Genomic DNA, 25,644 nt, shown 5'->3' on the forward strand with positions numbered 1-25,644 from the left:
TTGCCCGCCCCCAACCCCGTGTTGTTGCTTGTGGGCAAAGGCATTGTCAACTAGGGTAAAGTTCTGTAAAGACCTGAACAAGCGCTTAAATGACAGGTCTTTAGTGAGGTATAAAGACAACATCGAATTTTTAGGAGAGCACGCTTTATGAAAAAATCCGTTTCCGTATTAACCGCAATTGCACTATCCACCGCGATGGCGTTCGGTAGCCTTTCTGCGCAAGCTGCGCATCCACTCCAAGTCGATGGCCAAAACTTACCAAGTCTAGCGCCTTTATTAGAGCAGGTAACCCCGGCCGTAGTGAACATTTCGGTCGCGGGAACCAAAGTCACACGGCAAAATATCCCCGAGCCCTTTCGTCATTTTTTCGGCCCCGATGCCCTTGAAGGTGCCAAACAGCCTTTTCGCGGCCTGGGCTCAGGTGTGATTATTGATGCCGATAAAGGCTATGTGATCACCAACTATCACGTGATCCATCAAGCCGATGAAATCAAGGTTACCCTGAACAACGGCAAAGAATACCTCGCCGAAAAGATCGGTGAAGATCAACAATCAGACATTGCGCTCCTGCAAATAGATGCCAAAGATCTGACCGAAATCAAGCTAGCCAATTCCGATGATCTGCGCGTGGGAGATTTTACCATCGCGATAGGTAACCCATTCGGCTTAGGGCAAACGGTCACCTCAGGTATTGTTAGCGCCTTAGGCCGCAGCGGCCTCAACATGCAAAACTATGAGAACTTTATTCAAACCGATGCCGCTATTAACAGTGGTAACTCAGGCGGTGCACTACTTAATTTAAATGGTGAGCTCATCGGCATCAATACCGCCATTTTAGGACCTAATGGCGGTAACATAGGGATCGGATTTGCCATCCCCGTAAATATGGTGAAAAACCTCACCGCGCAAATTCTTGAATACGGTGAAGTGCGCCGCGGGTTATTAGGCATCACCGGAGGAGAGCTCACGCCTGAGCTAGCCGAAGCCTTTGGTCACGACACCCAACACGGCGCCTTTGTCAATCAAGTGATGGAGGGCTCGGCAGCAGAAAAAGCGGGCATCGAAGCTGGGGATATTATCACCAAGCTAAACAATCAAAAAATCCGCACCTTTAGTGAGCTACGCGCCAAAATAGCGACCCTAGGCGCTGGCAAAAAAGTCAGCCTTACGGTGGTCAGAGATGGTAAAGAGCAGGTATTTAACGTCACCTTGCAAGAAGCGAAGGAAACCAATATTGCCGCTAAATCTCTCCATCCAGCACTTGATGGCGCGACATTAAGTAGCAGCGACGGTAAGATCAAAGGCGTGTTAGTCGAAAAAGTCCTGCCTAACTCTCCCGCAGCCCGTGCTGGCCTTGAAGAAGGCGATATAATTTTAGGCATCAACCGCTATCGGGTTAAAGACATGGATGACATGCGCAAGGTAATTGAGGACAAGCCGGCCGTGCTTGCCCTTAATATCCAACGTGGCAACGCTTCTTTATACCGCGTGATCCGCTAAAACAATGGCCTTGCTCAAACGCCCGCAATGCGGGCGTTTTTTTTACCTCATTTTTTGCTATTCTGTTTCTTTTATTTGACCAACGAACTGACCATGTCTTCAGCGCTGCGCTATATATTCAAATCCGTTGCTATCGGCTTGTTTATTGCCATCTTTTTACTCATATTCTTTCCACAGCTACGCAATAATCATGAGCTCCCTTTTGCTGATCAGATTGAAACCTATAGCGGCCAAGTGGATGGATACAGTAGCGCCGTGCGTCGCGCGGCGCCCGCCGTGGTCAATATCTATTCACAGAATTACCAGCGCTCTAACATCAACAGCCCCCCAGAGCTGCGTCCAACCGGATTAGGGTCGGGCATTATTATGAGTGAAAAAGGCTATGTGCTCACCAATATGCACGTGGTTGAAGAAGCCGATCAAGTCCTAGTTGCCTTGCAAGATGGGCGTTTACTCACGGCTCAGATGATCGGAGCCGATAAGGTGACAGACTTGGCCGTGTTACAAATTGATGCCGAGAACCTGCCTGTCATCCCACAAAACCCAGCCTACTCACCTAAAGTAGGCGATCTCGTCTTGGCGATAGGTAACCCTTACAACATAGGTCAGACGGTCACCCAAGGCATCATCAGTGCAACGGGGCGCACTGGCATCAGTTCAACAGGTCGACAGGATTTCTTGCAGACCGATGCCGCCATCAACCGCGGAAATTCGGGTGGCGCCTTAATTAATAGTCGTGGCGAGATGGTCGGCATCAATACGTCAGCCTTTCATGTCACTCAAAGCTTAGATAGCTATGGCATTAGCTTTGCTGTGCCGTATCTACTTGTGGCCCGCATCATGGACAGTTTAATCAAAGATGGTCGAGTGATCCGTGGCTCGATTGGTGTACTGGGCGGCCCAATCAACCCCGTGATGGCTAAGTTATGGGGGATAGAGGCTCAACAAGGTATTATGATCACCGGTGTGATGCCTGATGGCCCTGCCGACTTAGCGGGCATGAGAACATCCGATGTGATGTTAGCCATTAATGATCTGCCCGTCAGCGGTGTATCAGATGTGCTTGACCGAGTCGCAGAAGTTCGCCCGGGTGAAAAAATATCGGTCAAGCTATTGCGCGATGGTGCACAATTGGAGCTGACGATTGAAGTGGCTGATTTCGATGTACTCAGGCAACAGCAAGCCACCTTCAGCGAGTATTAATTTCTTTACTGCTCCTGCTTGCGGCCCCGCTTGCCACTTAGCTTACGGATAAAAAAATAGCCGCAAGTGCGGCTATGTACTGTGTTGTTAAGCAATGTTTGTTTAACAGAACTTAAGCGATACGCTCCATGGTCGCGCCCAGTGGAATCAGCTTATTCTCAATACACTCATAACCACGGTCGATATGGTAAATACGATCAACTATCGTCTCACCTTTTGCCACTAAGCCTGCGATGACTAAGCTGGCAGAGGCGCGTAGGTCGGTCGCCATCACTTGTGCACCGGATAACTGCTTAGTGTATGCACAAATTGCGGTGTTACCTTCAAGTTCTACATCGGCGCCCATACGCTGTAATTCAGGTACATGCATAAAGCGGTTTTCAAAGATGGTTTCGGTCACCCGACCCGCACCTTCAGCGACCACATTGAGCACCGTAAACTGAGCTTGCATATCCGTTGGGAAACCAGGGTAAGGAACGGTTTTAACATTAACCGACTTAAGTGTACGATCACGCATATCACAAGAAATCCAGTCATCACCAGATTCAATTAATGCGCCCGCTTCTTCTAGCTTAGCAAGCACCGCCTCAAGTAAACGAGGGCTGGTTTTACGACAGGTTATCTTGCCGCCTGTCACTGCTGCTGCCACCAAAAAGGTACCCGTTTCAATGCGATCCGGTTGAACCTCATAGCGACCACCGGTTAACTCAGCAACACCTTCAATGGTGATGGTATCCGTACCCGCACCTGAAACCTTGCCTCCCAACGCATTGATAAAGTTAGCTAAATCAACAACCTCGGGCTCACGCGCAGCATTTTCAATCACAGTTGTGCCGTCGGCAAGTGCCGCGGCCATCATCAGGTTTTCGGTGCCCGTTACACTGACCATATCCATGACGATATGCGCGCCTTTTAAGCGACCGTCAACTCGCGCCTTGATATAACCATCTTCAACGACAATATTCGCACCCATTAGCTCTAAGCCATGAATGTGAAGGTTGACAGGTCGAGCGCCAATAGCACAGCCGCCGGGTAACGACACATCCGCTTGACCGTATTTCGCCACTAATGGGCCAAGGGCAAGAATAGATGCACGCATGGTTTTAACTAAATCATAAGGCGCTTTTTGACAGTTCACACCGCCCGCGTTGATCACAACTTCATCATTTTGCTCGGCGCTCGCGCCCAGTTCACGCAATAATGCTAACGTCGTGCGAATATCACGCAATTTTGGCACATTAGAAATCACCACTTCATGATTAGAGAGCAAGGTGGCAAACAGGATAGGTAACGCTGCGTTTTTCGCACCAGAGATGGTGACCTCACCATTTAAGGTGCACCCACCTTGAATTAAAAACTTGTCCATTAATACCTCGAATTAGGATGGCTGATTAAATATTTTTTCTTTCTGCCATTGCTGAGGCGTAAAAGCTTTAATACTGAGAGCGTGGATCGTGTTGGCAGCAATCTCTTCCATCAAGGGAGCGTAGATGGTTTGTTGCTTTTTAACGCGACTCATATCATTAAACATCTCGGCGACCGCGATCACTTGGAAATGATTGCCTTCACCTTTGACATAGCACTCTGCAAGAGGGAGTGCAGCTAATAACTTCGCCTCTATCTCTTTTGGATCCATTTTAAATCCTACTTTTAAATTAGAAAAAATACGAAAACTTGGGCTAGCTGATAGCAGGACCAGTATTATACCCAAGTTACAAAAGAAACCTGGGTACAGATGCCACAAAAGCCAGCTGTTTTATCACCAATTGCGGTTAAGTTAAACAGTTAAGGTGTGATTATTCCGGTTTTTGTTAACAGCCACGCTTTTCATGGCTGCTAGCTGAGGCAGGAAATAAGGGCGTTAAGCCATATAAATCAGCAAGCTGGGATAATCTAGTGGGATAATTCACAAATTGCATTTGCGTACCAGAAAAATACGTGACCAGCCAAGCCAACCCTGCGGAGTCAAAGCGATTAACACCGCTAAGGTCAACCCGTTTCACCTCGGGAGTGATTGACGGGAGCAGAGCTTCAACCTGACTCGAAGTCAGATCGCCCGTTAGCAACAAGGTGTCTGCAACCACAGCATAACGTAATCCAGTACTGTCAGCATGGTCACTCGCGCAGGTCTTTGACGCCATTATTACTCCTTTGCCAAGGCGTTATTTTTGGCAATCAATTGTTCCGTCACTTCATCTATCCCTTGCTTGCGAATCAAGCCGCCTAACTCGGATTGTTTAGTGGTTAACAAACTTACGCCTTCGGTGATCACGTCAAATACCCGCCATACCGGCGTTTTGTTGCTCTTGTTTTGGCTTTTTCCCGCTCTTAATTTGAACACAACATTAATTTCGGGCGCCCCATCTTGAACGAAAGAAACCGGTACACTGACGATTTTTTGCCCTGTCACGTCCTTTCTCGAGCCCAGTTTTAAGGTTTGTTGGTCGTATTGAAACAGCACATTCGAATACGTGATCACCATATGATCGCCAAAGGCATCCACAAATGCGGCGCGTTGCGCGGGCGTTGTCTTTTTAAGCTCAGGTCCTATCACCTTATATGCTGAGTACTTAATATCAACATAACCGAGCAAGTCTTCACGTACGATGTGTTCTGCGTAACTGGGGTCTTGTGTTAGTTTCTCTTGCTCCTTTTTCACTCGGCTAAACACCTTAGTTGCCACTTCTTCGACAAGCTGATAAGGATCTTGATACTCCTGCTGCACCGCGGCAACAGACGAACTAAACAACACTAAAAAAACACAGCTAAACCAAGCCTTAAACATGATTATTCCTTTCCTTTATCTTGCATGGAAAATAAAAACTGGCCGATCAAATCTTCCAGTACCAGCGCGGATTTGGTGTCATAGATGGTATCGCCATCGGCCAATAACTCAATGTCTTCATCAATGAAGCCGGGGCGCAAACCGATGAATTGCTCACCCAATAAGCCTGCCGTTAAAATTGAAAGGGAACTGGTTTCGGGGTAATAGCCATATTTTTGTTCCATCTTTAACGTCACCAAAGGGGTGTAACTGTCGGGATCCAAAGTGATGGCTTCAACCCTGCCCACCACCACACCACCTAGCTTCACCGGTGAGCGTACTTTTAAGCCACCAATATTGTCGAATTTGGCCAGCAAGGTGTAACTGCCTTGATCGCGGCTAAAAGAAAAGCCAGCAACTTGCATAACAAGCAATACCAAAGCCAAGCAACTGGCTAGAATAAAACAGCCTACCGCAAAATGAATTTTCTTTTCACTCATTACGCATTCCTAACCGTACATAAAAATGGTTAATATAAAATCTAACGCCAGCACCAAAAGTGACGCATTGACAACCGTTCGAGTGGTTGCCTCACTGATACCTGCCGATGACGGCTTAGCGTAATAACCGTTGTAGAGCGCCACCCAAACAATCACAAACGCAAATACGGCACTCTTAATAAAACCATATACGATGTCTAATTTAACATCGACGCTGGCCTGCATCACCGACCAGAAGCCACCGCTATCTATGCCCTTCCAATTCACACCGACAACACTTCCCCCCCAAATGGCGATCAAAGAGAACATAAAAGCCAACATGGGCATGGCTAACACGCCCCCCCAGAATCGCGGCGCAATAATGCGCTTTAAGGGATCGACGGCCATCATCTCCATACTCGACAGTTGCTCGGTGGCCTTCATTAGCCCCACCTCTGCGGTTAATGCCGAGCCAGCCCGGCCAGCAAACAGCAGTGCGGTGACCACGGGCCCTAGTTCACGCAATAGAGACAGTGCTACCATGGTACCTAGGCTTTGCTCAGCGCCGTAATTAATCAGTACATTATAGCCCTGCAGCCCTAGCACCATGCCGATGAACAAGCCAGCTACCACAATGATAGGCAAGGACAATACGCCCAACTGGTAAACTTGCAGCAACACCAAGCGAGCCCATTTTAAAGTGGGTTTTGTAAATAATGCACTGATTAGCATCGTGCCTGCCGCACCTAGGCGCAGGACAAAGCTAATGCTACGCTGACCAAGTTGTTGAATCGCATCTATCACGATAACATGACATCCTTAGCAAAATCTGACACGGGATAATGAAATGGCACAGGTCCATTGGGTAGCCCATTAATAAACTGGATCAAGCGGGGATCTGAGTTTATTTTTATAGCCTGCGGCGAGCCCTCGGCGATAATCTTTTTCTCGGCTAAAACATAAACATAATCCGCGATTTCAAGCACTTCTTTAACATCATGACTGACCACGATGGAGGTTAACCCTAAACTTTGGTTCAAGTCTCGAATTAACTTTAACAACACCCCCATTGAAATGGGGTCTTGGCCCGCAAAAGGTTCATCGTACATCATCAACTCAGGGTCGAGAGCGGTCGCGCGAGCCAACGCCACCCTTCGCGCCATCCCGCCAGATAATTCCGTGGCCAATAGGTGTTGTGCACCGCGCAAGCCAACCGATTCCAGCTTCATTAACACTAACGTGCGTAATACCCTTTCATTTAAGCGGGTATGTTCGCGCAATGGGAAAGCCACATTTTCAAACACGGTTAATTCGGGAAACAAAGCGCCGCTTTGAAATAGCAAGCCCATTTTACGACGCATCTTAAAAAGTGCAGGTCGACTCGCATGGGTGACACTTTGACCAGCAAACAAAACGTCACCTTGTGTCGGAGTAAGCTGACCACCGATTAGCTTTAAAAGGGTCGTTTTTCCGATACCGCTGGGACCTAAGATAGCCGTAATTTGACCGCGCCTAACCGTTAAGTTTAAGTCTTCAAATAGCACACGTTGCTGGCGAGCAAAGTGCAACCCACAAACCTCAACAAGATGGTCCATTAACGTGTTTCCACTATTACAAATTTAGAGAAAATACAGAGCATTATTTTATGCTTAATAATAAACATACTCAAACACTTCACATTTGTGACCAGAAACGGGAAAATACCGTTTTTAGATCACAGTTTTTAGAAAGGAATTATGGAAGCGAATATCCTTTGGCTAGTAGTTAGCCTAGCAGCATTAGTATGGAGTGCAGACAAATTTGTCTTTGGTGCTGCTGCTATCGCCCGAAATTTAGGCATTTCGCCTTTGATCATCGGCTTGACCATCGTCGCAATGGGCTCTTCCGCCCCCGAAATGATGGTGGCAGCCAGTGCCAGTTTAAATGGCTCACCCAATACCGCGATAGGCAATGCCATCGGCTCAAACATAACCAATATCACCTTAGTACTGGGTTTAACGGCGCTACTTAGACCTATGCTCGTCGCTTCTTCCACCATGCGCCGAGAACTTCCCATGGTGATGCTCACCAGTTTATTAGCTGCCTGGTTACTGTGGGATTTACAGTTAACACTGGTTGAAGGCTCATTATTACTGCTTGGTTTCTTTGCCACCATCGGCGGCCTCACCTACATGGCCTTAAAAAATCCAGACAACCAAGACCCCTTAGTCAGTGAACTCGAAGAAGAGATCCCGTCTGACGTTCCCCTCTGGCAAGCACTATTCTGGTTAGTGTTTGGCCTCGCCTTACTGATATACAGTTCTGACAAATTAGTCGACTCTGCAGTCGATATCGCGCGATACTTTGGTATCTCAGATCTCGTCATTGGCTTAACCATTATAGCCATCGGTACCAGCTTACCGGAATTAGCTGCCTGTATTGCCAGCGTGTTGAAAAAAGAGGGCGATCTCGCCCTAGGTAATATTGTCGGCTCTAACATCTTTAATATTTTAGCTGTGTTGGCTATTCCGGGTCTTATCGCCCCAGGCGAAATCGATGCCAGTGCCGCTGGACGCGACATGTACTATATGCTGGGCGTCACTATTTTGCTGCTGATTGTGGCGGGCAATGGCAAGATCAAAGAAATAACCCGAGTTGAAGGCGGATTACTGTTAGCCTGCTTTGTCGCTTATCAGGTATTATTGTTTTACACCATGTAATCTCATTAAGGTAAGTTATGTTGAAAACCCCCTATGGCGAATTAACCAAGGCGCAGCAGCAACAATTCAATCAAATCAAACTATTGATCTGTGATGTTGATGGGGTTTTCTCCGATGGCAGGATTTACATGGGTAATCAAGGGGAAGAGCTCAAAGCATTTCACACCCGAGATGGCTTCGGAATTAAAGCGATACTTAATGCAAACATCGCCGTTGCCGTGATCACAGGTAGGCAATCGGCCATTGTTAACAATCGAATGAGCGCCCTTGGCGTGCCTTACATTTTTCAGGGACAAGACGACAAGCTGCTCCCCTATCATCAACTACTCGAACAACTGCAACTCAGCCCTGCTGAAGTGGCTTATATCGGTGACGACGTCATTGACTTACCCGTCATGAATCACGTTGGTTTAGGTATCGCGGTCGCCGACGCCCATCCTATCGTGCAACAACAAGCGGATTATATTACCTGTATCAAGGGTGGCCATGGCGCGGTCAGAGAAGTCTGCGACCTACTTTTGTGCAGTCGGGGCTTATTGGATCAAGCCAAAGGAACCAGTGTATGAATAAGCTAAATGCTTGGCTGTTCATTCTATTTGCGATATCACTCGGTGCTTGGCAATATTTTAAAGCCGAGGAAGCAACCAAAAAAGAGCGCGATCCTTCCCAAGCTTATTTTGTGGCAAACCAGATCCAAAGCTCGCTATTTACCCCCAATGGAACGGTAGACTATCAGGTTTTTGCCACACAAATGCACCATTATCAAGATCGACTCATCACCGAGTTTACCAAACCCGTTGTGGTCGTGTTTCGCAATAATGATCAAACTCAATGGCAAATTACCGGTGATCATGGCACCTTATTCGACCGTGATAGTTTTGAGCTCAGTGATAATGTGACCATCACTAACCTAACACATGATCAACATATCAATTTGATTACAACAGAAAAGTTAACATTGGATTTGATTAAAAACGAGCTTCATTCAGACGATCTTGTCACCCTGTATGGCGATCAAATCAAGCAACAAGGTACGGGCCTGTTCGGTGAGTTAAATGGCAAAAACATCAGTTTATTAAATCAAGTAACGGCGACTTATTTAAATGAAAAACCTTAATCTATTACTCGCATCTTTGCTTCTGCTTAGCGCTCCTAGCTACGCCCTTAAATCAGACTCGACCAAAGAAATCGTGATCCGCGCTGACGCGAACACCGCCAACCTAGACAATAATACCACCACCTTTTCAGGCAATGTGGTAGTCACCCAAGGCAGCATAAAAATGACGGCCAATAAATTAGTTGGCATACGTCATAAGGCAGGTGAAGAAGAGATGATTGCCACGGGCAATCCGGCGACCTTCTATCAAATGATGGATGACGGAAAACCCGTTGAAGCTCGTGCCAACACGATACGTTATTTGAAGAAAACCAATCAAATTATCTTGAGCAAAAACGCAACCTTATCGCAGCTAGACAGTAATTATACCGCCGAAAAAATCACCTATAACATCACCTCGCGCCAAATCGAAGGTAAAAAAGGTGACCAGCAAACTCGAACCGTATTTTTACCGGCACAAATCGAACAAAAAAATAAATCAAACTCATCTGATAAAACGGCGCAATAATGGCAATACTTCAAGCAAAAGACTTAGCAAAAAGTTATAAAAACCGCCGCGTCGTCAACGGCGTTAGTTTGCAAGTAGAAACAGGCCAAATCGTGGGTTTACTGGGACCAAATGGAGCCGGTAAGACCACCACTTTCTATATGGTAGTCGGCCTAGTGAAACGCGATGAAGGCCAAATATTCATTAATGACGAAGAGATATCAAGCCAGCCGATGCATGTGCGAGCACAAAAAGGCATTGGCTATTTACCACAAGAAGCCTCCATTTTTCGCCGTTTAACCGTGTCGCAAAACATCATGGCCATCTTAGAAATTCGAGATGAGCTCTCCGCCGAACAAAAACAAGACCGGCTCAATGAACTACTTGAAGAGTTTCATATTACCCACATCAAAGACAGTAAAGGGATGGCCCTGTCTGGGGGGGAAAGAAGGCGAGTTGAAATTGCCCGCGCCTTGGCTGCCGATCCACAATTTATCTTGCTCGATGAGCCCTTTGCGGGCGTTGACCCCATCTCTGTAATTGATATAAAAAAAATCATAGAACACTTACGGGACAGAGGCTTAGGTGTATTAATCACTGATCATAATGTGAGAGAGACACTAGATGTATGTGAATATTCCTATATAGTGAGTCATGGGGAAATGATTGCCACAGGTACCCCAGACGAAATTTTACAAGACGAACAAGTAAAACGAGTCTACCTAGGCGATCAATTCAAGCTATAGTTTTAAAGGTAAACAAATTTTGGATGCAACCAAGTCAACGTCCTTTGCATCCTGATTTTTTTAAACCTTCAGAGTTATGTAACAGGAATTTAATGAAACCAACCCTACAGTTGCGTTTGGGTCAGCAGTTAACCATGACCCCCCAGCTACAGCAAGCGATCCGCTTGTTGCAGCTTTCTACATTAGAGTTACAGCAAGAAATTCAAGAAGCCATTGAGTCAAACCCCTTGCTCGAAGTTGAAGAAAACGAACCAAGCGGTGATGAGTCAAGTTATGACAACGACACCAGTAGCCAGCTTGAAACCTCCGAAGCCATGGCGCAAAACGACATTCCCGATGACTTACCCACCGACTCAACTTGGGATGACACTTTCACCACCAACGCAGGTACAAGCAGCTCAGGCGTCGGCTCTGGCGGAGAAGACAGCGATTATATTTACCAAGGCGAGACCACCGCGAATTTACAAGATCACCTGATCTGGCAAATGGAGCTCACTCCCTTTAGTGAAACCGATCGCGCCATTGCACTGGCCATCATCGATGCCATTGATGAATCCGGTTACCTGACGGTTTCCAGTGAAGATATTTTAGAAAGTGTCGCATCTGAAAACCTAGACGTTGAATTAGATGAAGTAGAAGCGGTTCTCAAAAGATTACAGCATTTTGATCCCCTAGGGGTGGGAGCAAGGTCGGCCCAAGAGTGCATGCTGATCCAACTCAATCAAATAGCGCCCGACACCCCTTGGTTAGATGAAGCCATTAGCATCATCAAAGAGCACATGGACTTACTCGCGAATCGTGACTATCGCACGTTAAGCCGTAAAACCAAACTCAAAGAAGAAGAGCTGCGCGAGGTAATGCGCTTAATTCATACCTTAGAGCCACGCCCAGGCAATGCCGTGGTGGAATTAGACGCTCAATACATCGTGCCCGACGTCTCGGTACAAAAGAAAGCCGGGCGCTGGGTTGTTGAGTTGAATCCGGATAGCATGCCTAAAATTCGCGTGAATGATCAATACGCTGCGTTCGCTAAACAAACTCGCAACAGCGACGATAGTCAGTTTATTCGCTCCCACCTGCAAGAAGCAAAATGGTTTATTAAAAGCCTAGAGAGTAGAAATGAAACCTTGATGAAGGTCGCTAACTGCATCGTCCAGCATCAAGTCGCTTTTTTTGAATATGGTGACGAAGCCATGAAACCTATGGTGCTCAATGACGTGGCCGAGGCCGTAGAGATGCATGAGTCAACCATTTCCCGTGTCACCACGCAAAAATTCATGCACACCCCGAGGGGCATTTTTGAGCTGAAATACTTTTTCTCTAGTCACGTGGCCACAGAAAGTGGTGGCGAATGCTCTTCAACCGCCATTCGCGCACTGATCAAGAAATTGGTCGCAGCCGAGACCCCAGCAAAACCCCTCAGTGACAGTAAAATAACCCAGCTTTTAGCCGATCAAGGCATCAAGGTGGCTCGAAGAACCATAGCTAAGTACAGAGAATCATTAAATATTCCGCCTTCAAACCAACGTAAGAGTCTACTTTAGACAACAATAGGAGAGTCGATATGCAAATCACCCTTTCAGGTCATCACATTGAGATCACTGATTCAATGCGCAATTATGTCGAAACGAAATTCTCTAAACTTGAGCGTCATTCTGATAACATCAACTCTATTCAGGTGATACTTAACGTTGAAAAATTAAATCAAATCGCGGAAGCCAAAATTAACTTAACCGGTGGTGAAGTGTTTGCTAACGCTCAAGATGCTGATATGTATGCTGCAATCGACGCCTTAGTCGACAAACTCGATCGACAAGTTATTAAGCAAAAGGAAAAGCTGAAACAGTCTTAAGCTCAACTATGCAAATTAATCAATTATTAACTCAAGACTGCACGTTAAGTGCAGTTTCTTGTTCAAGCAAGAAAAAAGCACTGGAAATCATTAGCGAGTTAGCAGCCGATAAGCTCAGCATCGACGCCAAACTTGTGTTTGAAAACTTACTCACTCGTGAGCGCCTTGGCACTACCGGTGTGGGTTGTGGCATCGCGATTCCTCACGCGAGGATCAGCGACGACTACCCAGTAACGGGCATCTTTATCCAATGTGAAAGCCCCATCGACTATAGCGCCATTGATAACCAACCCGTTGATTTATTATTTGCTGTGTTGGTGCCAGAAAGCCAATGTAGCGAACATTTAAAAACCCTGTCACTTATTGCGGGTAAACTCTCAGATAAACAAGTCTGTCGTCAGCTGCGTGCAGCGAAAACCGACGCGGAATTGTTTGACGTTATCTGCACCTCTTAAACGGAACCATTATGAAACTCACCATTGTGAGTGGTCGCTCAGGCTCTGGTAAAACAGTCGCATTGCGGGTACTTGAAGACTTAGGCTATTACTGTGTCGACAATCTGCCATTGCCTTTACTTCCCGCTTTAATTCAAAGCTTGCAAGAAAGTTACGAGGCCGTCGCCGTCAGCATCGATGTACGAAACTTACCCCTCGATCCGAGTGAACTGCATAACACCATTCAAACGCTGGCAACCCAAGTCGAGCTCACCACCCTATTTTTAGATGCCAGTAGCGCCATCCTAGTACGCCGTTACAGTGAAACACGGCGTTTGCACCCATTAGCAAAGATGAAGTTATCTTTGTCCCAAGCCATTGATCAAGAAACCGTATTACTGGAGCCGATTTCTGAATCGGCCGATCTGCGCATTGATACCAGTGAGATGTCGATTCATGATCTTAGTGAATTGGTAAAACAGCGCGTGCTGGGGCAAAAAAATCATGAACTGGTATTAGTAATCGAATCTTTTGGCTTTAAAAACGGCTTACCCAAAGACGCGGATTACGTATTTGATGCCCGCTTTCTCCCCAATCCACACTGGGTACCAGAACTCAAACCACAAACCGGTTTAGATGCCGAGGTGCAGCATTATTTGTCCGAGCAGCCCTTGGTGGTGAAGTTTATTTGGCAACTGGAAAACTTAATAGGCACCTGGCTACCCCATCTCGAGCGCAACAATCGCAGCTATGTCACCATTGCCATCGGCTGTACGGGAGGTCAACACCGCTCTGTCTATATCGCCGAAAAGCTCGCCGAGTATTTTAAACAAGAGCATCAAGTGCAAATTCGCCATCGAACCTTGGAAAAACGCTAAATGTCGCAGTTAGAACAATATATAACGATAAAAAATAAATTGGGTTTACATGCAAGAGCGGCTGTAAAACTCGCTGAATTAGCGTTAAAATTCGACGCCACCGTGACGCTAGTTCACGGCGACAAGTCAGCTTCAGCGGCCAGTGTAATGGGTTTACTTATGCTAGAAACCTGCCAGGGCCAACAAATTGTAATTCAAGCGCAAGGAGCCGATGCCCATAATGCATTGGAGGCGGTCAAACAACTCATAGAAGATAAATTTGAAGAAGAAGAGTAACTAAATTTTTACTATCGCAACCTTAAACGTCCCCAATGGTACGTTACATTTTGATAGTACAGTTCTTAAGGGGGAGTGACGGATGCTAGATACACTAGTTAATCTCAATACACATGAACGCCTAACCGAATTAAACCAAGCCCTCAATAGTGGCATGTATGTTCATGCCAGGCGCATACTACAACAGCTCCACCCTGAAGACATTGCTCTATTACTGGAATCGTCACCCCAAGGCGAGCGACGTAACATTTGGCAACTGACCGATCCTGAACAGCAAGGCGAAATTCTTGAAGAATTAAACGAGGATGCCCGCGACAGTATTCTGGCGTTAATGGACACGGAAAATCTCGTTGCTGCCACCGAAGGCATGGATACCGATGATCTGGCGTATGTATTAAGTGGCCTTGACGAAGATGCATATCAAGACGTGTTGTCGCAAATGGATGCACAAGACAGACAACGCCTAGAGCAAGCACTGGCCTACCCCGAGGATACCGCCGGTAGCGTGATGAATACCGACACCGTCACCCTTAGACCTGATGTAACCATCGATGTGGTACTGCGTTACTTGCGCCTTAAAACTGAGCTACCAGAAGGCACAGATGCTCTATATGTCGTTGATAAAAAGGATATTCTACTAGGGGAAGTCACGCTCGCAACCTTGCTTACAGTCGACCCCTCTTCACGTGTCAGTGACGTGATGGATAAGAGTAAACAGCGTATTCCCGTCGAGATGGAAGAAATCGAAATCGCGAAAATCTTTGAACGTCGTGACCTGATCAGTGCACCGGTGGTAGACCAGCACGGTCAGTTACTGGGCCGGATCACCATTGATGACGTGGTCGATATTATTCGTGAAGATGCCGACCATAAAATGATGGGGATGGCAGGTATGGATGATGATGAAGATACCTTTGCTCCCGTTCTTAAAAGTACCAAGCGCCGTACCTTTTGGTTGACCGTCAATTTAGGTGCCGCGCTGCTGGCCGCTTCGGTTTCTAACATGTTTGAGGCCACCATCTCTGAAATAGCCACCCTTGCCGTGCTCATGACCATAGTACCCAGCATGGGAGGCATTGCCGGCAACCAAACCCTTGCCCTCGTTATTCGTGGTATGGCTGTTGGCCATATCGGCGATGCAAACAGCCGCGTCTTGATCATGAAAGAAGCGGCAATCGGTTTATTAAACGGGTTGATTTGGGCGATCTTGGTGGCCGTGGCGGTCGTGATCTGGAAAGGCGATGTCAATATTGGCTATGTGATTGCTGGTGCCATGTTTATCAACTTATCGGTGGCGGGGTTAGCTGGAGTATGTATTCCGCTGATCATGAAGAAGTTCAACATCGATCCGGCATTAGCGGGGGGAATGGCATTAACCACCATCACAGATGTGGTGGGGCTTTTCTCATTTTTAGGCATGGCGACCCTATTTTTACGCGCCTGAATTATTACGCCCCTAAAGCAATGGCCCTGCTCAAACAGGGCCAAACCAGCGTTGTGTTAACTGCCAGCCACTTTCATATTATCGATTAATACCGAACCCGTACGTAAGCTACTGCGCAAATCCACGTCACTGCCCACGGCTTGGATCCCCATAAACATGTCTTTGAGGTTGCTGGCAATGGTGACCTCATGAACCGGGAAAGCAATTTCACCATTTTCAACCCAAAACCCAGCTGCACCGCGTGAATAGTCGCCCGACACGGCATTCACACCCTGCCCCATTAACTCAGTCACGTATAAACCCGTGCCAAGCTGGCGTAACATATCCTGTAAATCACCATGGTTACTGTTTACAAACCAGTTATGGATCCCACCAGCGTGACCTGTCGTTGGCATGCCTAATTTACGGCCAGAGTAGCTCGTTAACAGGTATGAATTAAGGTCGCCATTAAGAATGATATCGCGATCTTGGGTTTTCACCCCCTCCGCATCATATGGTGAACTGGCCAAGCCGCCCAAAATATGAGGCCGCTCGCTAATATTGAACCAAGGCGGGAAGACTTGCGTGTTGAGGCGTTCAAGCAAGAATGAGGATTGACGATAAAGGCTACCGCCACTGATTGCATTCACTAAGTGACCAAATAAACTGACGGCACTGTCGGCCGAAAATAGCACAGGACAGCTACAGGTGTCGATTTTGCGCGCGCCTAAACGTGCTACAGACCGCTCAATGGCCTCTTTCGCCACTTGCTCTGGTTGCCAAAGGTCAGCGCTATTACGGGCCATGGTATAACTGTAATCTCGCTGCATTTCATCGCCTTGCTGTGCAATTAACACGCAGCTCAAGCTGTGACGACTGGTTAAATAACTTTGCACATAGTCATGGCTGTTACCGTACACCTTGATCCCCAAATGGCTGCTGTAACTTGCGCCATCCGAGTTGACAATGCGGCTGTCGGCATTAAGTGCGATTTCTTCACACGCTTTGGCAATACTTAACCCTTCATCGGGATCAAGAGACGCAGGATGAAATAAGTCGAGATCTTGCGGCGCACGCTCAAGTAACTCAGGATCCGCCAAGCCTGAGAATGGGTCTTGGCTGGTATGCTTGGCGATTTCGATGGCCGCTTGCACCGCTCGAGCAATCGACTCTTGGCTAATATCAGAAGTGGAAGAGTTGCCCTTACGACCATCAACATACACACTGATCCCCAAGGCACCGTCATGATTAAACTCAATATTTTCGACTTCAGTCATACGTGTGTTGACAGAAATTCCGGTTTGGCGACTGACCGCCACTTCGGCCTGATCGGCACCGAGTTTCGTTGCCATCGAGACGGCATCAGCAACGGCCTGTTTGAGCTGCGCTTGTTCTTGCGCGATGAGACGACTTGAATCCATGTTCCTTGCTCTACTTTAGATACATTTTTGCTAAGCATATCACGACATGAGGAGCTTAATGTAATTTGCTGGTAAGATAGAGGTATCAAAACGCAAACAAAGAACCAATATGTATAACGAAGACGATAATGAATTCATCAGCAAAACCGAGCTGAAACGTGAAAGTGAGGCTTTACAACAGCTAGGCCAGCGTTTAGTCAAACTTAGCCCTAGCGAATTAAAACAGATCCCCTTATCTGAAGGGCTGGCCGATGCCATCAAACTGGCCCATAAAATTAGCAATAAGCACGAAGCCTTGCGTCGCCAAATGCAATACATAGGCAAATTGATGCGCTTTGAGGATCCTGAGCCTATTGAGGCAGCGCTGGACGTGTTAGCCAACAAACACCAAGCCGCCACCCATGCGTTTCATCAACTTGAATTACAACGAGATAAACTCATCAGCGAAGGTGACAGTGCGATTTCAGAGCTGTTGGAAACTCAGCCACAACTCGAGCGTCAAAAGCTAAGACAATTAGTTCGCCAAGCCAATAAGGAAGCGGCCGGAAATAAGCCACCTAAAGCGGCACGGGAATTATTTAAGTACCTGCGTGAAATGGTATTAGAAAAGTAGAAAAACCGTTAAAACGACCAGCCCTAACGCCTCTCACCCGAGAGGCGCTCGTCATCCAATTTAGTTGGTGCCGCCTATGGTCATTTCATCTAATTTTAACGAAGGCTGACCGACGCCAACCGGCACGCTTTGGCCATCTTTGCCACAGACTCCCACACCGGCATCTAATGCGAGGTTATTCGCCACCATAGAGACCTTAGACATGGCCTCAGGCCCGTTACCGATCAAGGTAGCTCCTTTAATAGGCGCGGTGACCTTACCATCTTCGATAAGGTAAGCCTCCGATGCAGAGAACACAAACTTGCCCGACGTAATATCAACCTGACCGCCACCAAAATTAGGTGCATAAATGCCTTTTTTAACACTGGCAATCAGTTCATCATGCTCGTATTGACCCGCCAGCATATAGGTATTGGTCATCCTCGGCATAGGCAGATGAGCATAAGACTCTCGGCGGCCATTGCCTGTGGGAGCAACGCCCATCAAGCGCGCGTTGAGCTTATCTTGCATGTAGCCTTTTAGAATGCCATTTTCAATGAGCACCGTATATTGCCCTGGTGTGCCTTCATCATCAACGGTCACCGAACCACGGCGATTAGCTAAGGTACCATCATCAACAATCGTACAGTGTTCTGACGCAACCTTTTCACCTACGCGGCCCGAAAACGCCGAGGCGCCCTTGCGGTTAAAGTCCCCCTCCAAACCATGGCCGACGGCTTCGTGTAGCAAGACCCCAGGCCAACCTGCGCCAAGTACCACAGGCATGGCTCCCGCTGGCGCATCAATGGCTTCAAGGTTAACCAGCGCTTGTCTAACGGCTTCTTTAGCGTAACCAAAGGCACGTTGCTGGCCTTCTACTTGCTCGGTGAAATACGCCATACTGTGCCGGCCACCGCCACCTGAACTACCACGTTCACGGCGGCCATTTTTCTCGGCTAGCACCGAACAGTTAAAGCGTATAAGGGGGCGAATATCCGAAGCAAAAGTACCGTCACTGGCTGCCACCAGCATTTCTTCATAAACCGCAGCCATGCTCACGATCACTTGGGTAACAGCGGGATCTAAGCTACGGGCATAAGCATCCACTTGTTTCAATAAACTGATTTTGGCCTCTTTTTCTAAACAAGCCAAAGGGTCTAATTCTGGATAAATTAACGGTGCCGGCTTAGGCGTCAGGATTTTAATTTTGCCATTCTGTCCAGCCCCAGCAATACCGCGAGCGGCATTGGCAGCTTGTTGCAGCGCCGCCATACTTAATTGATCGGAATAAGCAAAGCCGGTTTTTTCACCGCTGATGGCACGTACCCCAACACCTTTCTCGATGTTAAAACTGCCTTCTTTAACAATACCATCTTCCAACACCCAGCTCTCATGACGACTCGATTGAAAAAACAGATCGGCATAATCTAACTCGTGCTGATACATACTCGCGAGCACAGACTCTAGCTTGTCACTGTTTAATTCAGTCGGTGCCAATATATGCTGACAAACGGTTTCAAAACTCATTGCTATTCCTTTTCGTTGAGTCTTTGCCCAACTATACGTTGATGTTCCAATATAGGCATACTATTGCGAATTTGAGCCAGTTTAACCAGGTCGATGGGGGCGGTTAACACACCTTCACCCGTTGTTAATTGCCCGATCACGTCACCCCAAGGGTCGATAATACAGGAATGGCCCCAGGTTTTCCGCTCAAAACTGTGTGCCCCCCCTTGATTAGCCGCCACAATATAACATTGGGTCTCTATCGCCCGCGCTTGTAATAGGGGCAACCAATGAGCTTGTCCTGTGGTATAAGTAAAAGCCGCTGGCACCATGATCACCTGAGCTCCCGCCATTCGCAACTGTTGAAAGAGTGCGGGAAAGCGCAAATCATAACAGATGGAGAGCCCGACATTTAAGGTCGGTGTTGAAACACAGGTAATGTGATTGCCGGGCTTAAAGGTGGCAGATTCTTGGTACGCGCCTTTTTCATCCGCCACTAACGCATCAAACAAATGCAGCTTGTGATAGTGCTGCACCAGCTCACCTTGGGGCGAAAACACCAAGGTAGTGGTAAACACCCTTGACGCTTCTGGGCTTTTGATTGGAAAACTGCCACACACTAAGAAAATATCAAACGCTTGGGCAAGCTGACTTAAGCGCGCTTGGTATGGGCCATGGCCTAGATCTTCACTGCATCGTAAATAATCTTGTTTATCACCAAAAACAATCGCATTCTCAGGTAACAATACCCATTGTTTAGGTTGCGGTTGAAGTTGTTTTAATAAGTCCGCAATCCGAGCGAAATTTTTATCGACGTGGTTGCAACTTATTAATTGAATCAGTGATACGTTGCTCATACGATTTCTTGACCTCTTTCGGTAACTCAATCGCCCCTTGCTCGCGACCCACCTCTTCGATGATCGGATTGGATATGTCCCCCGTCAGGCTAAAATTAACTTGGGTAATAATATCCACCACGGGCTCAAAAATTTTCGATAACAATAATACATACAACCCCGTCACAGGGGTGATAGTAAAAGCCGCTAACACCGGCAAACTCGATGTGACATTGGGGTAGAACGCCATGGCATAGTTCATTTGCCATTGGTTAAGATCCAGCTCTCCTTTGCCTATCATATGGCCTGCTGCCGCATCCAGTTCAAAATCGTCATTCACCAAAATGCCATTCTCTATCTTAGCGGTGGCTTTGATCGAGTCAAAATACAAACCGTCGGCGAATACATCACGAAAGTCGAGGTTAAGTTTACGCCTAATCGAGTCTAAACTGAGTAAACTAAACAACCTCGCTCCTTTATCACTGATGTCAGCGATGTAACCTTCATTGGTGGTAAAAGACAACTGACCGTTAAGGTGCTCGGTAGCAAAACGATTTGGGCTATCACGCCACGTCAGTTCAAACTCGGCAACCCCTGAGGTTTCTTTCATTGGGCTATCTTGGCCTAACGTTTGCGCCAGTTTCGCCACATCATGGCTTTGGATTTTTGCCTTTAGCTGTGTTTGCAGCGGCTGAGCTTGCCAAAGCCCACTTAAATGAATATCAGAATGGCCGTACAGCAAGCTCAGCTGCGTTAATTCAATACTGCCTTTTGTTTTAACCAATCGCCCATTGACTTTACCTAAACGATAGGGCCCAACTTGACAGGCATCACAGTTAAACATCGTGGTTTTAAACTGATCCAATGACCAGGCTTTGATCTCGTCATCGCCATCACCTTGAGGCCAGAGCAGATCAGGTAAACTGATACGCTGTAAATCAATATCAAGGGTATCGGCATTATCCATCACCGTGCCTTTGACCTTGTCTGATGTGATTTGCAGTTGCCAACCTTGCGCCTGATTGTTAGCCGAGAGGGAGAGGCCATTCAATTGTTCTCCCCACAACGCCCCTTTGTTCACGTTAAGTTTCACTAAGCTTGGACTCACCACTGCAGGTAAAGCGGCGGAATCTCGAGCGACACGGTCGGCTTGTTGCTGCCACCATGTTAGCCAACTGCCAATGTCGAGCTGGCGATAGGCCAAGGTAACCGCACGCGCTTGGCTAGGCGCTTTGCTGGGTAAATGTTGACCAAAATGAAGCCACCAGTTAGCTTGCTGCGGATCGTTAGGGGCCGGCTGTAAGTTAAAGTAGAGTTTATTATCTATCTGTGCGCGCAGCTGGTAATGGCTTTGCGCTGCCGATAAAGAAACAGTGAGCGGCCACTCTCGTAAACTGTTTTTATGAAAGGGCTCAGGTAATTCTAATGCTAGCCCCGTTAAGTCAGAGTGTAACTTAGCATTAAAACGGTAATCCCCTTGGTCTTGCTGCAGATAATCTACCTGTAATCGCCAGCCAAATTGGCCCGAGCCATTTAAACCCTGTAAATGTGGCCATTGCTGCTCAAGGGCTGCCACCGGCCAGTCGGCCGAGGCATTTAAATTCACTTGATAGGCTTGTTCTTGCTCAACGCCATTAAATCGCACCTTAATCGGTAGCCCTTGCCATGTGGCATCAACAAGCCCATTGCTCAGATCGCCTTGGTTAAAATTAAAACGTCCATTGACTGCCTTTAACGGCGTTTTTTTACCATCGCCACTAAGAGGCAATGACATGGTGTTGTTCTCTAAGGACACAGAGCCACTCACCTGCGCATCATCGCCGTTAAGGGGGATAGTTAATGCCAGCTCCCCAGATATCGGCCCTTCAATATGTAATGTCTGTAATGCAACGCCCACCGAGCTGGCAAGGGGGGATGAGATTAAGTAATCACTCACATCTTCACTCAATCCCCTTACCTTAGCGTCAATCTGTAATTGCGCATCAGGCGAGAAGTGCATAATGGTCCCTTTGATTTTATCCGAGTGCGCTTTCATCAAGCTGGCATCTTGGCTCGCTATCATCAAACCATCATTTTCAAATAACAAATCAACTTTCATCTTGCTCAGTGGCGGCCATCCCGGATAAAAATGAAACTCGGTGTTGGTGAGCGGCACCCAAGCCTGAAAAATACCGTCACCTTGCGCATAAGGGAATTGATCGAGTTGTCCATGCCAGAGCAGTTTGGCGGTGTCTACCTCACCCGCGGCAATCGTGGGTTGCAGGTAGTCATACACATTTTGCCCCATGGCTTGAATGGGAAAATAACGATCAGCATACTCAGCTTGTTTCACACTGGCTTCACTGTAGCCAGTTAAGTATGGCGAGCCAGACCTTGGCCAATCCAACTTAAACTGGCCTTGCCACGTTAAGTCCGAATTAGCCAGAATAAAGCCAGCACTGCTGATCTCGGCACCTTGCTCGGTGTAATGCCAGTTGAGAGGGAGGCTAAGGCTGGCAATGGTCAGCGGTGCCTGAAAGTGACCATCCAACGCCAGCAAGCTATCTTTAACCTCTATGGTAACGCGGCCTCCTTGGTTAGAAGCCAGAAAACGCCCCACGATATTCACCTGCTCACCTTTAGCGCCTTCAACATCAGTACCAACGACATTCGTATGGCCCTGAAACGCTAGGCTACCGTGAGCTAAATAGCTTTTGCTTTCGATGTGATATAAAAGCTGCCACAGCCCTGAGTGAAGCTCGGCCTGGTATTCCTGTGATTCAATATAATCTAATGGCTTGGCGGTAAATAAGTTTACTAAGGATATCAGGGGCAAAATATCCTGCTTATCCATTGACGCTATCACGTAGCCACCTTGTTGATAAGCTTGAAAATTGATCGCAGAGGTAAGGGCTTGTGCTGGCTGTTCTGTTTCAGTCCCTTGTGAGAAGCGGCGATCACCTGCCGAAAAAGTGGACTCAAATAGCCAATCTTGAGCATCCAGTTGCCAACCCGTTGTTGTTGGCCGAAAACTGAGCTGCCCCTGCTGTAATGATAGCGCCCTTGCCCCTTGTGGCGAAAGCCAGTGCAGTTGTGAGGGGCCTAACACTAAGTGAGCTTTGTCGATTTGATCTAAGGAGAAATCAATCCAAGCTTCAAAATTCCCTTGTGCTTGCTGTAATTGATTTGACTGGTCAATGAATGGCGTTAAGTAAGGGGCTAAATTAAGGCCTTCTCCCTGAATGTAAAGTTGACCTAACCAGTCAGATAACGAGCTGGACTCCGTTTGATTGATGTTGACCACAAACTTAACACGACTGGCATCTGAGCCGAGCATCTTGGCTTGACCGACCCCTTGATGGCGCTTGCCTTGATTGAGCCAACTTAACTGCTCAATCTCAACCTGCTTCCAAAGCTGGTTATGTTGGTACAGGGAAAGGCGGCCTTGACGAATGGCAAAGTCATCGATCTTTTCAAGCAAGATAGCTTGCACCGACTCCCATACGTCATCCTCACTGGCATCGGCATCGCGTTGGATCTTATCCACATCCACTCTTAGCTCAACACCGGTTAACGCAATGCGACTAAACACCCACTGTTTATTTTTAAGGCTCTTCATGACATCGAGGCGCACCCGAGTTTGCCCAATGGCCAACTCCACCCCTTGTTCAGGCGCCGACAGCCAACGCGCATCGGTCACAACCAAAGCCGGGCCATATTTATCCCAAGAAGCATCTAAGCGCTGTAACTGAACATCAAGCTGATACTCAGCTTGTAACCAAGCACTTAAATCGCCTTTGTAATTATTGAGTAAGGGAAAGGTGGCGCGGATCAAGCTGATGAACACCGTCAGCAGCACCAGCGCGATGGCCCCAAGTAACCAAAACCGACGTAACCAGCGTAAGCTAAACTGTTTCACCTACACGCCTACATCATCACAACATCAAATTGCTCTTGAGCATAAAGAGGCTCAGCGCGCACCTTGACTTGTTTACCGATAAACACTTCCAACTCAGCCAAGCTATGGGATTCATCGCCTAATAAGCTTTCGGCGACAGCACTGGAGGCATAAACTAAGAACCTATCGGCATCATAGGCACGGTTAACCCGCATGATCTCACGTAAAATTTCATAGCTGACAGTCTCAACCGTTTTCACTCGGCCGCGGCCATGACACTCCGGACATTCAGAGCAAAGAATATGCTCAAGGCTTTCTCGCGTGCGTTTGCGGGTCATTTCCACCAACCCCAATTGAGAAAAGCCACTGATATTCGTTTTAGCGCGATCTTTGGCCAAGGCTTGTTCTAAACTGTGTAACACGCGCCGCTGGTGTTCTTCCGATTGCATATCAATAAAGTCAATAATGATAATGCCACCTAGATTACGTAATCGTAATTGCCGCGCAATGGCTTGGGTGGCTTCGGTGTTGGTATTAAAGATGGTTTCTTCAAGATTGCGATGACCAACAAATGCGCCTGTATTGATGTCTATGGTGGTCATGGCTTCCGTCTGATCGATGATCAAATAGCCACCGGACTTTAACTCCACTTTTCGCTCAAGAGCACGCTGGGTCTCATTTTCAACATCAAAGATATCAAATATCGGCCGGTCTCCTGGATAATACTCCAGTCTTGCGGTCAACTCAGGTACAAACTCTCGGGTAAACAAAGTCAGGTCATCAAAGGTTTGCTTTGAATCCACGCGGATCCGCTCAATCTCTGTGCCCACAAAATCACGTAAGATACGAAAGGCTAAGCCTAGATCCTCATATAAAATGCGACAGGGTTTATACGCACTTTTACGGCTTAATATTTTACGCCATAAGCGCTGTAAGAATTCAGCATCTTGGCGAAGTTCCTCTTCGCCCGCCCCTTCGGCCGCGGTGCGAATAATAAAGCCGCCGAGCTCATCAACATAATTAGCCGTAATATTTTTTAATCGTTCACGTTCGGCTTCACTTTCAATACGCTGCGAAACGCCCACATGAGCACTACCAGGCATAAACACCAGGTAACGAGAAGGCAGAGTAATGTCTGTGGTCAGGCGAGCCCCCTTTGTGCCTAAGGGGTCTTTAACCACTTGTACCATGATATCTTGACCTTGGCGCACCAGCTCAGCAATATTACCTGCTTGAAAGTGCTCTTTTTCTACCTTGGCCACACATTCGGTGTGAGGCACGATATCAGAAGCATGTAAAAAGGCGGCCTTATCTAAACCGATATCAACAAAAGCAGCCTGCATCCCAGGTAAGACACGGCTTACCTTGCCTTTGTAGATATTGCCCACTATGCCTAACTTCGCTTGGCGCTCAACGTGCATCTCTTGCAAGATACCACTTTCGACAATAGCAACACGGGTTTCGCTCGGAGTTACATTGACAAGTAATTCAACATTCATAACAGTTCTATGGCCTTACCATGGTTGTCTATGTCCCCGCTCCGTAAAGAAAAGC

The 25,644-nt window shown here is 47.3% G+C and carries 26 protein-coding genes; 14 read left to right on the forward strand and 12 right to left on the reverse strand.

The annotated features are described in order from the left end of the window. Positions 1 to 147: 147 nt before the first annotated feature. Positions 148 to 1,500, forward strand: coding sequence for a Do family serine endopeptidase (locus tag K6Y21_RS11540; RefSeq protein WP_233071999.1), 1,353 nt, complete (start codon positions 148 to 150; stop codon positions 1,498 to 1,500). 93 nt (positions 1,501 to 1,593) lie between these two features. Next, the gene (gene degS, locus K6Y21_RS11545) at positions 1,594 to 2,703 is read left to right on the forward strand and encodes an outer membrane-stress sensor serine endopeptidase DegS (protein WP_233072000.1); all 1,110 of its coding nucleotides are present in this window, start codon (positions 1,594 to 1,596) and stop codon (positions 2,701 to 2,703) included. A 112-nt stretch (positions 2,704 to 2,815) separates the two neighbouring features. On the opposite strand, the gene murA is transcribed toward degS, so the two are convergent. From murA to K6Y21_RS11580, 7 genes are all read right to left on the reverse strand, one after another. Next, the gene (gene murA, locus K6Y21_RS11550) at positions 2,816 to 4,069 is read right to left on the reverse strand and encodes a UDP-N-acetylglucosamine 1-carboxyvinyltransferase (protein ID WP_233072001.1); all 1,254 of its coding nucleotides are present in this window, start codon (positions 4,067 to 4,069) and stop codon (positions 2,816 to 2,818) included. A gap of 12 nt (positions 4,070 to 4,081) precedes the next feature. Next, entirely contained in the window at positions 4,082 to 4,339 is a 258-nt protein-coding gene (locus K6Y21_RS11555; protein ID WP_233072002.1) for a BolA family protein, read from the reverse strand. Between the two features lie 175 nt (positions 4,340 to 4,514). Beyond that, a complete protein-coding gene (locus K6Y21_RS11560; protein WP_233072003.1) occupies positions 4,515 to 4,844 on the reverse strand; it encodes an STAS domain-containing protein in 330 nt (109 codons plus the stop codon). A 2-nt stretch (positions 4,845 to 4,846) separates the two neighbouring features. After that, positions 4,847 to 5,488 carry an MlaC/ttg2D family ABC transporter substrate-binding protein gene (locus K6Y21_RS11565; protein WP_233072004.1) on the reverse strand — a complete coding sequence of 214 codons (642 nt, stop codon included), beginning with the start codon at positions 5,486 to 5,488 and terminating at the stop codon, positions 4,847 to 4,849. Between the two features lie 2 nt (positions 5,489 to 5,490). Next, positions 5,491 to 5,967, reverse strand: a complete 477-nt coding sequence (gene mlaD / locus K6Y21_RS11570) for an outer membrane lipid asymmetry maintenance protein MlaD (RefSeq protein ID WP_233072005.1) — start codon at positions 5,965 to 5,967, stop codon at positions 5,491 to 5,493. A 9-nt stretch (positions 5,968 to 5,976) separates the two neighbouring features. Beyond that, positions 5,977 to 6,750 carry a lipid asymmetry maintenance ABC transporter permease subunit MlaE gene (gene mlaE, locus K6Y21_RS11575; RefSeq protein ID WP_233072006.1) on the reverse strand — a complete coding sequence of 258 codons (774 nt, stop codon included), beginning with the start codon at positions 6,748 to 6,750 and terminating at the stop codon, positions 5,977 to 5,979. Then, positions 6,747 to 7,541 carry an ATP-binding cassette domain-containing protein gene (locus tag K6Y21_RS11580; protein ID WP_233072007.1) on the reverse strand — a complete coding sequence of 265 codons (795 nt, stop codon included), beginning with the start codon at positions 7,539 to 7,541 and terminating at the stop codon, positions 6,747 to 6,749. Before K6Y21_RS11580 ends, mlaE begins: the two co-directional genes overlap by 4 nt. A 141-nt stretch (positions 7,542 to 7,682) precedes the next feature. Between K6Y21_RS11580 and K6Y21_RS11585 the strand changes: the two genes are divergently transcribed. From K6Y21_RS11585 to mgtE, 11 genes are all read left to right on the forward strand, one after another. Then, positions 7,683 to 8,645: a calcium/sodium antiporter gene (locus tag K6Y21_RS11585; RefSeq protein WP_233072008.1), complete on the forward strand. Its 963-nt coding sequence runs from the start codon at positions 7,683 to 7,685 to the stop codon at positions 8,643 to 8,645. A 17-nt stretch (positions 8,646 to 8,662) separates the two neighbouring features. After that, the gene (gene kdsC, locus K6Y21_RS11590; protein ID WP_233072009.1) at positions 8,663 to 9,211 is read left to right on the forward strand and encodes a 3-deoxy-manno-octulosonate-8-phosphatase KdsC; all 549 of its coding nucleotides are present in this window, start codon (positions 8,663 to 8,665) and stop codon (positions 9,209 to 9,211) included. After that, a complete protein-coding gene (gene lptC / locus K6Y21_RS11595; protein WP_233072010.1) occupies positions 9,208 to 9,762 on the forward strand; it encodes an LPS export ABC transporter periplasmic protein LptC in 555 nt (184 codons plus the stop codon). Before kdsC ends, lptC begins: the two co-directional genes overlap by 4 nt. After that, positions 9,749 to 10,270 (forward strand): lipopolysaccharide transport periplasmic protein LptA, encoded by a 522-nt coding sequence (lptA, locus tag K6Y21_RS11600; RefSeq protein WP_233072011.1) that lies wholly within the window; start codon positions 9,749 to 9,751, stop codon positions 10,268 to 10,270. Before lptC ends, lptA begins: the two co-directional genes overlap by 14 nt. Beyond that, positions 10,270 to 10,995, forward strand: coding sequence for an LPS export ABC transporter ATP-binding protein (lptB, locus tag K6Y21_RS11605; RefSeq protein ID WP_233072012.1), 726 nt, complete (start codon positions 10,270 to 10,272; stop codon positions 10,993 to 10,995). Before lptA ends, lptB begins: the two co-directional genes overlap by 1 nt. Positions 10,996 to 11,087: 92 nt before the next feature. Then, positions 11,088 to 12,539 carry an RNA polymerase factor sigma-54 gene (locus K6Y21_RS11610; protein WP_233072013.1) on the forward strand — a complete coding sequence of 484 codons (1,452 nt, stop codon included), beginning with the start codon at positions 11,088 to 11,090 and terminating at the stop codon, positions 12,537 to 12,539. Positions 12,540 to 12,559: 20 nt separating this feature from the next. Further along, the gene (gene hpf / locus K6Y21_RS11615; RefSeq protein WP_233072014.1) at positions 12,560 to 12,847 is read left to right on the forward strand and encodes a ribosome hibernation-promoting factor, HPF/YfiA family; all 288 of its coding nucleotides are present in this window, start codon (positions 12,560 to 12,562) and stop codon (positions 12,845 to 12,847) included. A gap of 8 nt (positions 12,848 to 12,855) precedes the next feature. Continuing rightward, complete coding sequence (gene ptsN, locus K6Y21_RS11620; protein WP_233072015.1) at positions 12,856 to 13,302, forward strand: PTS IIA-like nitrogen regulatory protein PtsN; 447 nt, start codon at positions 12,856 to 12,858, stop codon at positions 13,300 to 13,302. Positions 13,303 to 13,313: 11 nt separating this feature from the next. After that, positions 13,314 to 14,159, forward strand: a complete 846-nt coding sequence (gene rapZ, locus K6Y21_RS11625) for an RNase adapter RapZ (protein WP_233072016.1) — start codon at positions 13,314 to 13,316, stop codon at positions 14,157 to 14,159. Continuing rightward, positions 14,160 to 14,435, forward strand: a complete 276-nt coding sequence (locus K6Y21_RS11630) for an HPr family phosphocarrier protein (protein WP_233072017.1) — start codon at positions 14,160 to 14,162, stop codon at positions 14,433 to 14,435. Between the two features lie 82 nt (positions 14,436 to 14,517). Next, on the forward strand, positions 14,518 to 15,879 hold the full coding sequence (mgtE, locus tag K6Y21_RS11635) for a magnesium transporter (RefSeq protein WP_233072018.1): 1,362 nt from the start codon (positions 14,518 to 14,520) through the stop codon (positions 15,877 to 15,879). Positions 15,880 to 15,935: 56 nt separating this feature from the next. Here mgtE and pmbA read toward each other — a convergent pair whose 3' ends face one another. After that, entirely contained in the window at positions 15,936 to 17,279 is a 1,344-nt protein-coding gene (gene pmbA / locus K6Y21_RS11640) for a metalloprotease PmbA (protein WP_233072019.1), read from the reverse strand. 109 nt (positions 17,280 to 17,388) lie between these two features. Between pmbA and yjgA the strand changes: the two genes are divergently transcribed. Beyond that, positions 17,389 to 17,892, forward strand: a complete 504-nt coding sequence (yjgA, locus tag K6Y21_RS11645; RefSeq protein ID WP_233072020.1) for a ribosome biogenesis factor YjgA — start codon at positions 17,389 to 17,391, stop codon at positions 17,890 to 17,892. 60 nt (positions 17,893 to 17,952) lie between these two features. Here yjgA and tldD read toward each other — a convergent pair whose 3' ends face one another. Genes tldD through rng form a run of 4 tightly spaced genes read right to left on the reverse strand, consistent with a single transcriptional unit; the run spans position 17,953 to position 25,589 of the window. Then, positions 17,953 to 19,398, reverse strand: coding sequence for a metalloprotease TldD (gene tldD, locus K6Y21_RS11650; protein WP_233072021.1), 1,446 nt, complete (start codon positions 19,396 to 19,398; stop codon positions 17,953 to 17,955). A gap of 2 nt (positions 19,399 to 19,400) precedes the next feature. Next, entirely contained in the window at positions 19,401 to 20,234 is an 834-nt protein-coding gene (locus tag K6Y21_RS11655) for a carbon-nitrogen hydrolase family protein (protein ID WP_233072022.1), read from the reverse strand. Further along, positions 20,185 to 24,111: a YhdP family protein gene (locus tag K6Y21_RS11660; protein ID WP_233072023.1), complete on the reverse strand. Its 3,927-nt coding sequence runs from the start codon at positions 24,109 to 24,111 to the stop codon at positions 20,185 to 20,187. Before K6Y21_RS11660 ends, K6Y21_RS11655 begins: the two co-directional genes overlap by 50 nt. Before the next feature lie 8 nt (positions 24,112 to 24,119). Continuing rightward, positions 24,120 to 25,589: a ribonuclease G gene (gene rng, locus K6Y21_RS11665; protein WP_233072024.1), complete on the reverse strand. Its 1,470-nt coding sequence runs from the start codon at positions 25,587 to 25,589 to the stop codon at positions 24,120 to 24,122. Positions 25,590 to 25,644 lie beyond the last annotated feature (55 nt).

It is taken from the genome of Motilimonas eburnea, assembly GCF_021295345.1.
Taxonomy (GTDB): domain Bacteria; phylum Pseudomonadota; class Gammaproteobacteria; order Enterobacterales; family CBDFNC01; genus Motilimonas; species Motilimonas eburnea.

Coding starts and splice junctions, on each gene's coding strand:
- tldD (WP_233072021.1), bottom strand. CDS start 19,398: ATGAGTTTTGAAACCGTTTGTCAGCATATATTGGCACCGACTGAATTA.
- K6Y21_RS11560 (WP_233072003.1), bottom strand. CDS start 4,844: ATGGCGTCAAAGACCTGCGCGAGTGACCATGCTGACAGTACTGGATTA.
- murA (WP_233072001.1), bottom strand. CDS start 4,069: ATGGACAAGTTTTTAATTCAAGGTGGGTGCACCTTAAATGGTGAGGTC.
- mlaD (WP_233072005.1), bottom strand. CDS start 5,967: ATGAGTGAAAAGAAAATTCATTTTGCGGTAGGCTGTTTTATTCTAGCC.
- K6Y21_RS11580 (WP_233072007.1), bottom strand. CDS start 7,541: ATGGACCATCTTGTTGAGGTTTGTGGGTTGCACTTTGCTCGCCAGCAA.
- kdsC (WP_233072009.1), top strand. CDS start 8,663: ATGTTGAAAACCCCCTATGGCGAATTAACCAAGGCGCAGCAGCAACAA.
- degS (WP_233072000.1), top strand. CDS start 1,594: ATGTCTTCAGCGCTGCGCTATATATTCAAATCCGTTGCTATCGGCTTG.
- K6Y21_RS11610 (WP_233072013.1), top strand. CDS start 11,088: ATGAAACCAACCCTACAGTTGCGTTTGGGTCAGCAGTTAACCATGACC.
- hpf (WP_233072014.1), top strand. CDS start 12,560: ATGCAAATCACCCTTTCAGGTCATCACATTGAGATCACTGATTCAATG.
- K6Y21_RS11540 (WP_233071999.1), top strand. CDS start 148: ATGAAAAAATCCGTTTCCGTATTAACCGCAATTGCACTATCCACCGCG.
- mgtE (WP_233072018.1), top strand. CDS start 14,518: ATGCTAGATACACTAGTTAATCTCAATACACATGAACGCCTAACCGAA.
- lptA (WP_233072011.1), top strand. CDS start 9,749: ATGAAAAACCTTAATCTATTACTCGCATCTTTGCTTCTGCTTAGCGCT.
- rapZ (WP_233072016.1), top strand. CDS start 13,314: ATGAAACTCACCATTGTGAGTGGTCGCTCAGGCTCTGGTAAAACAGTC.
- lptB (WP_233072012.1), top strand. CDS start 10,270: ATGGCAATACTTCAAGCAAAAGACTTAGCAAAAAGTTATAAAAACCGC.
- K6Y21_RS11555 (WP_233072002.1), bottom strand. CDS start 4,339: ATGGATCCAAAAGAGATAGAGGCGAAGTTATTAGCTGCACTCCCTCTT.
- lptC (WP_233072010.1), top strand. CDS start 9,208: ATGAATAAGCTAAATGCTTGGCTGTTCATTCTATTTGCGATATCACTC.
- pmbA (WP_233072019.1), bottom strand. CDS start 17,279: ATGGATTCAAGTCGTCTCATCGCGCAAGAACAAGCGCAGCTCAAACAG.
- K6Y21_RS11585 (WP_233072008.1), top strand. CDS start 7,683: ATGGAAGCGAATATCCTTTGGCTAGTAGTTAGCCTAGCAGCATTAGTA.
- K6Y21_RS11655 (WP_233072022.1), bottom strand. CDS start 20,234: ATGAGCAACGTATCACTGATTCAATTAATAAGTTGCAACCACGTCGAT.
- rng (WP_233072024.1), bottom strand. CDS start 25,589: ATGAATGTTGAATTACTTGTCAATGTAACTCCGAGCGAAACCCGTGTT.
- ptsN (WP_233072015.1), top strand. CDS start 12,856: ATGCAAATTAATCAATTATTAACTCAAGACTGCACGTTAAGTGCAGTT.
- yjgA (WP_233072020.1), top strand. CDS start 17,389: ATGTATAACGAAGACGATAATGAATTCATCAGCAAAACCGAGCTGAAA.
- K6Y21_RS11630 (WP_233072017.1), top strand. CDS start 14,160: ATGTCGCAGTTAGAACAATATATAACGATAAAAAATAAATTGGGTTTA.
- K6Y21_RS11565 (WP_233072004.1), bottom strand. CDS start 5,488: ATGTTTAAGGCTTGGTTTAGCTGTGTTTTTTTAGTGTTGTTTAGTTCG.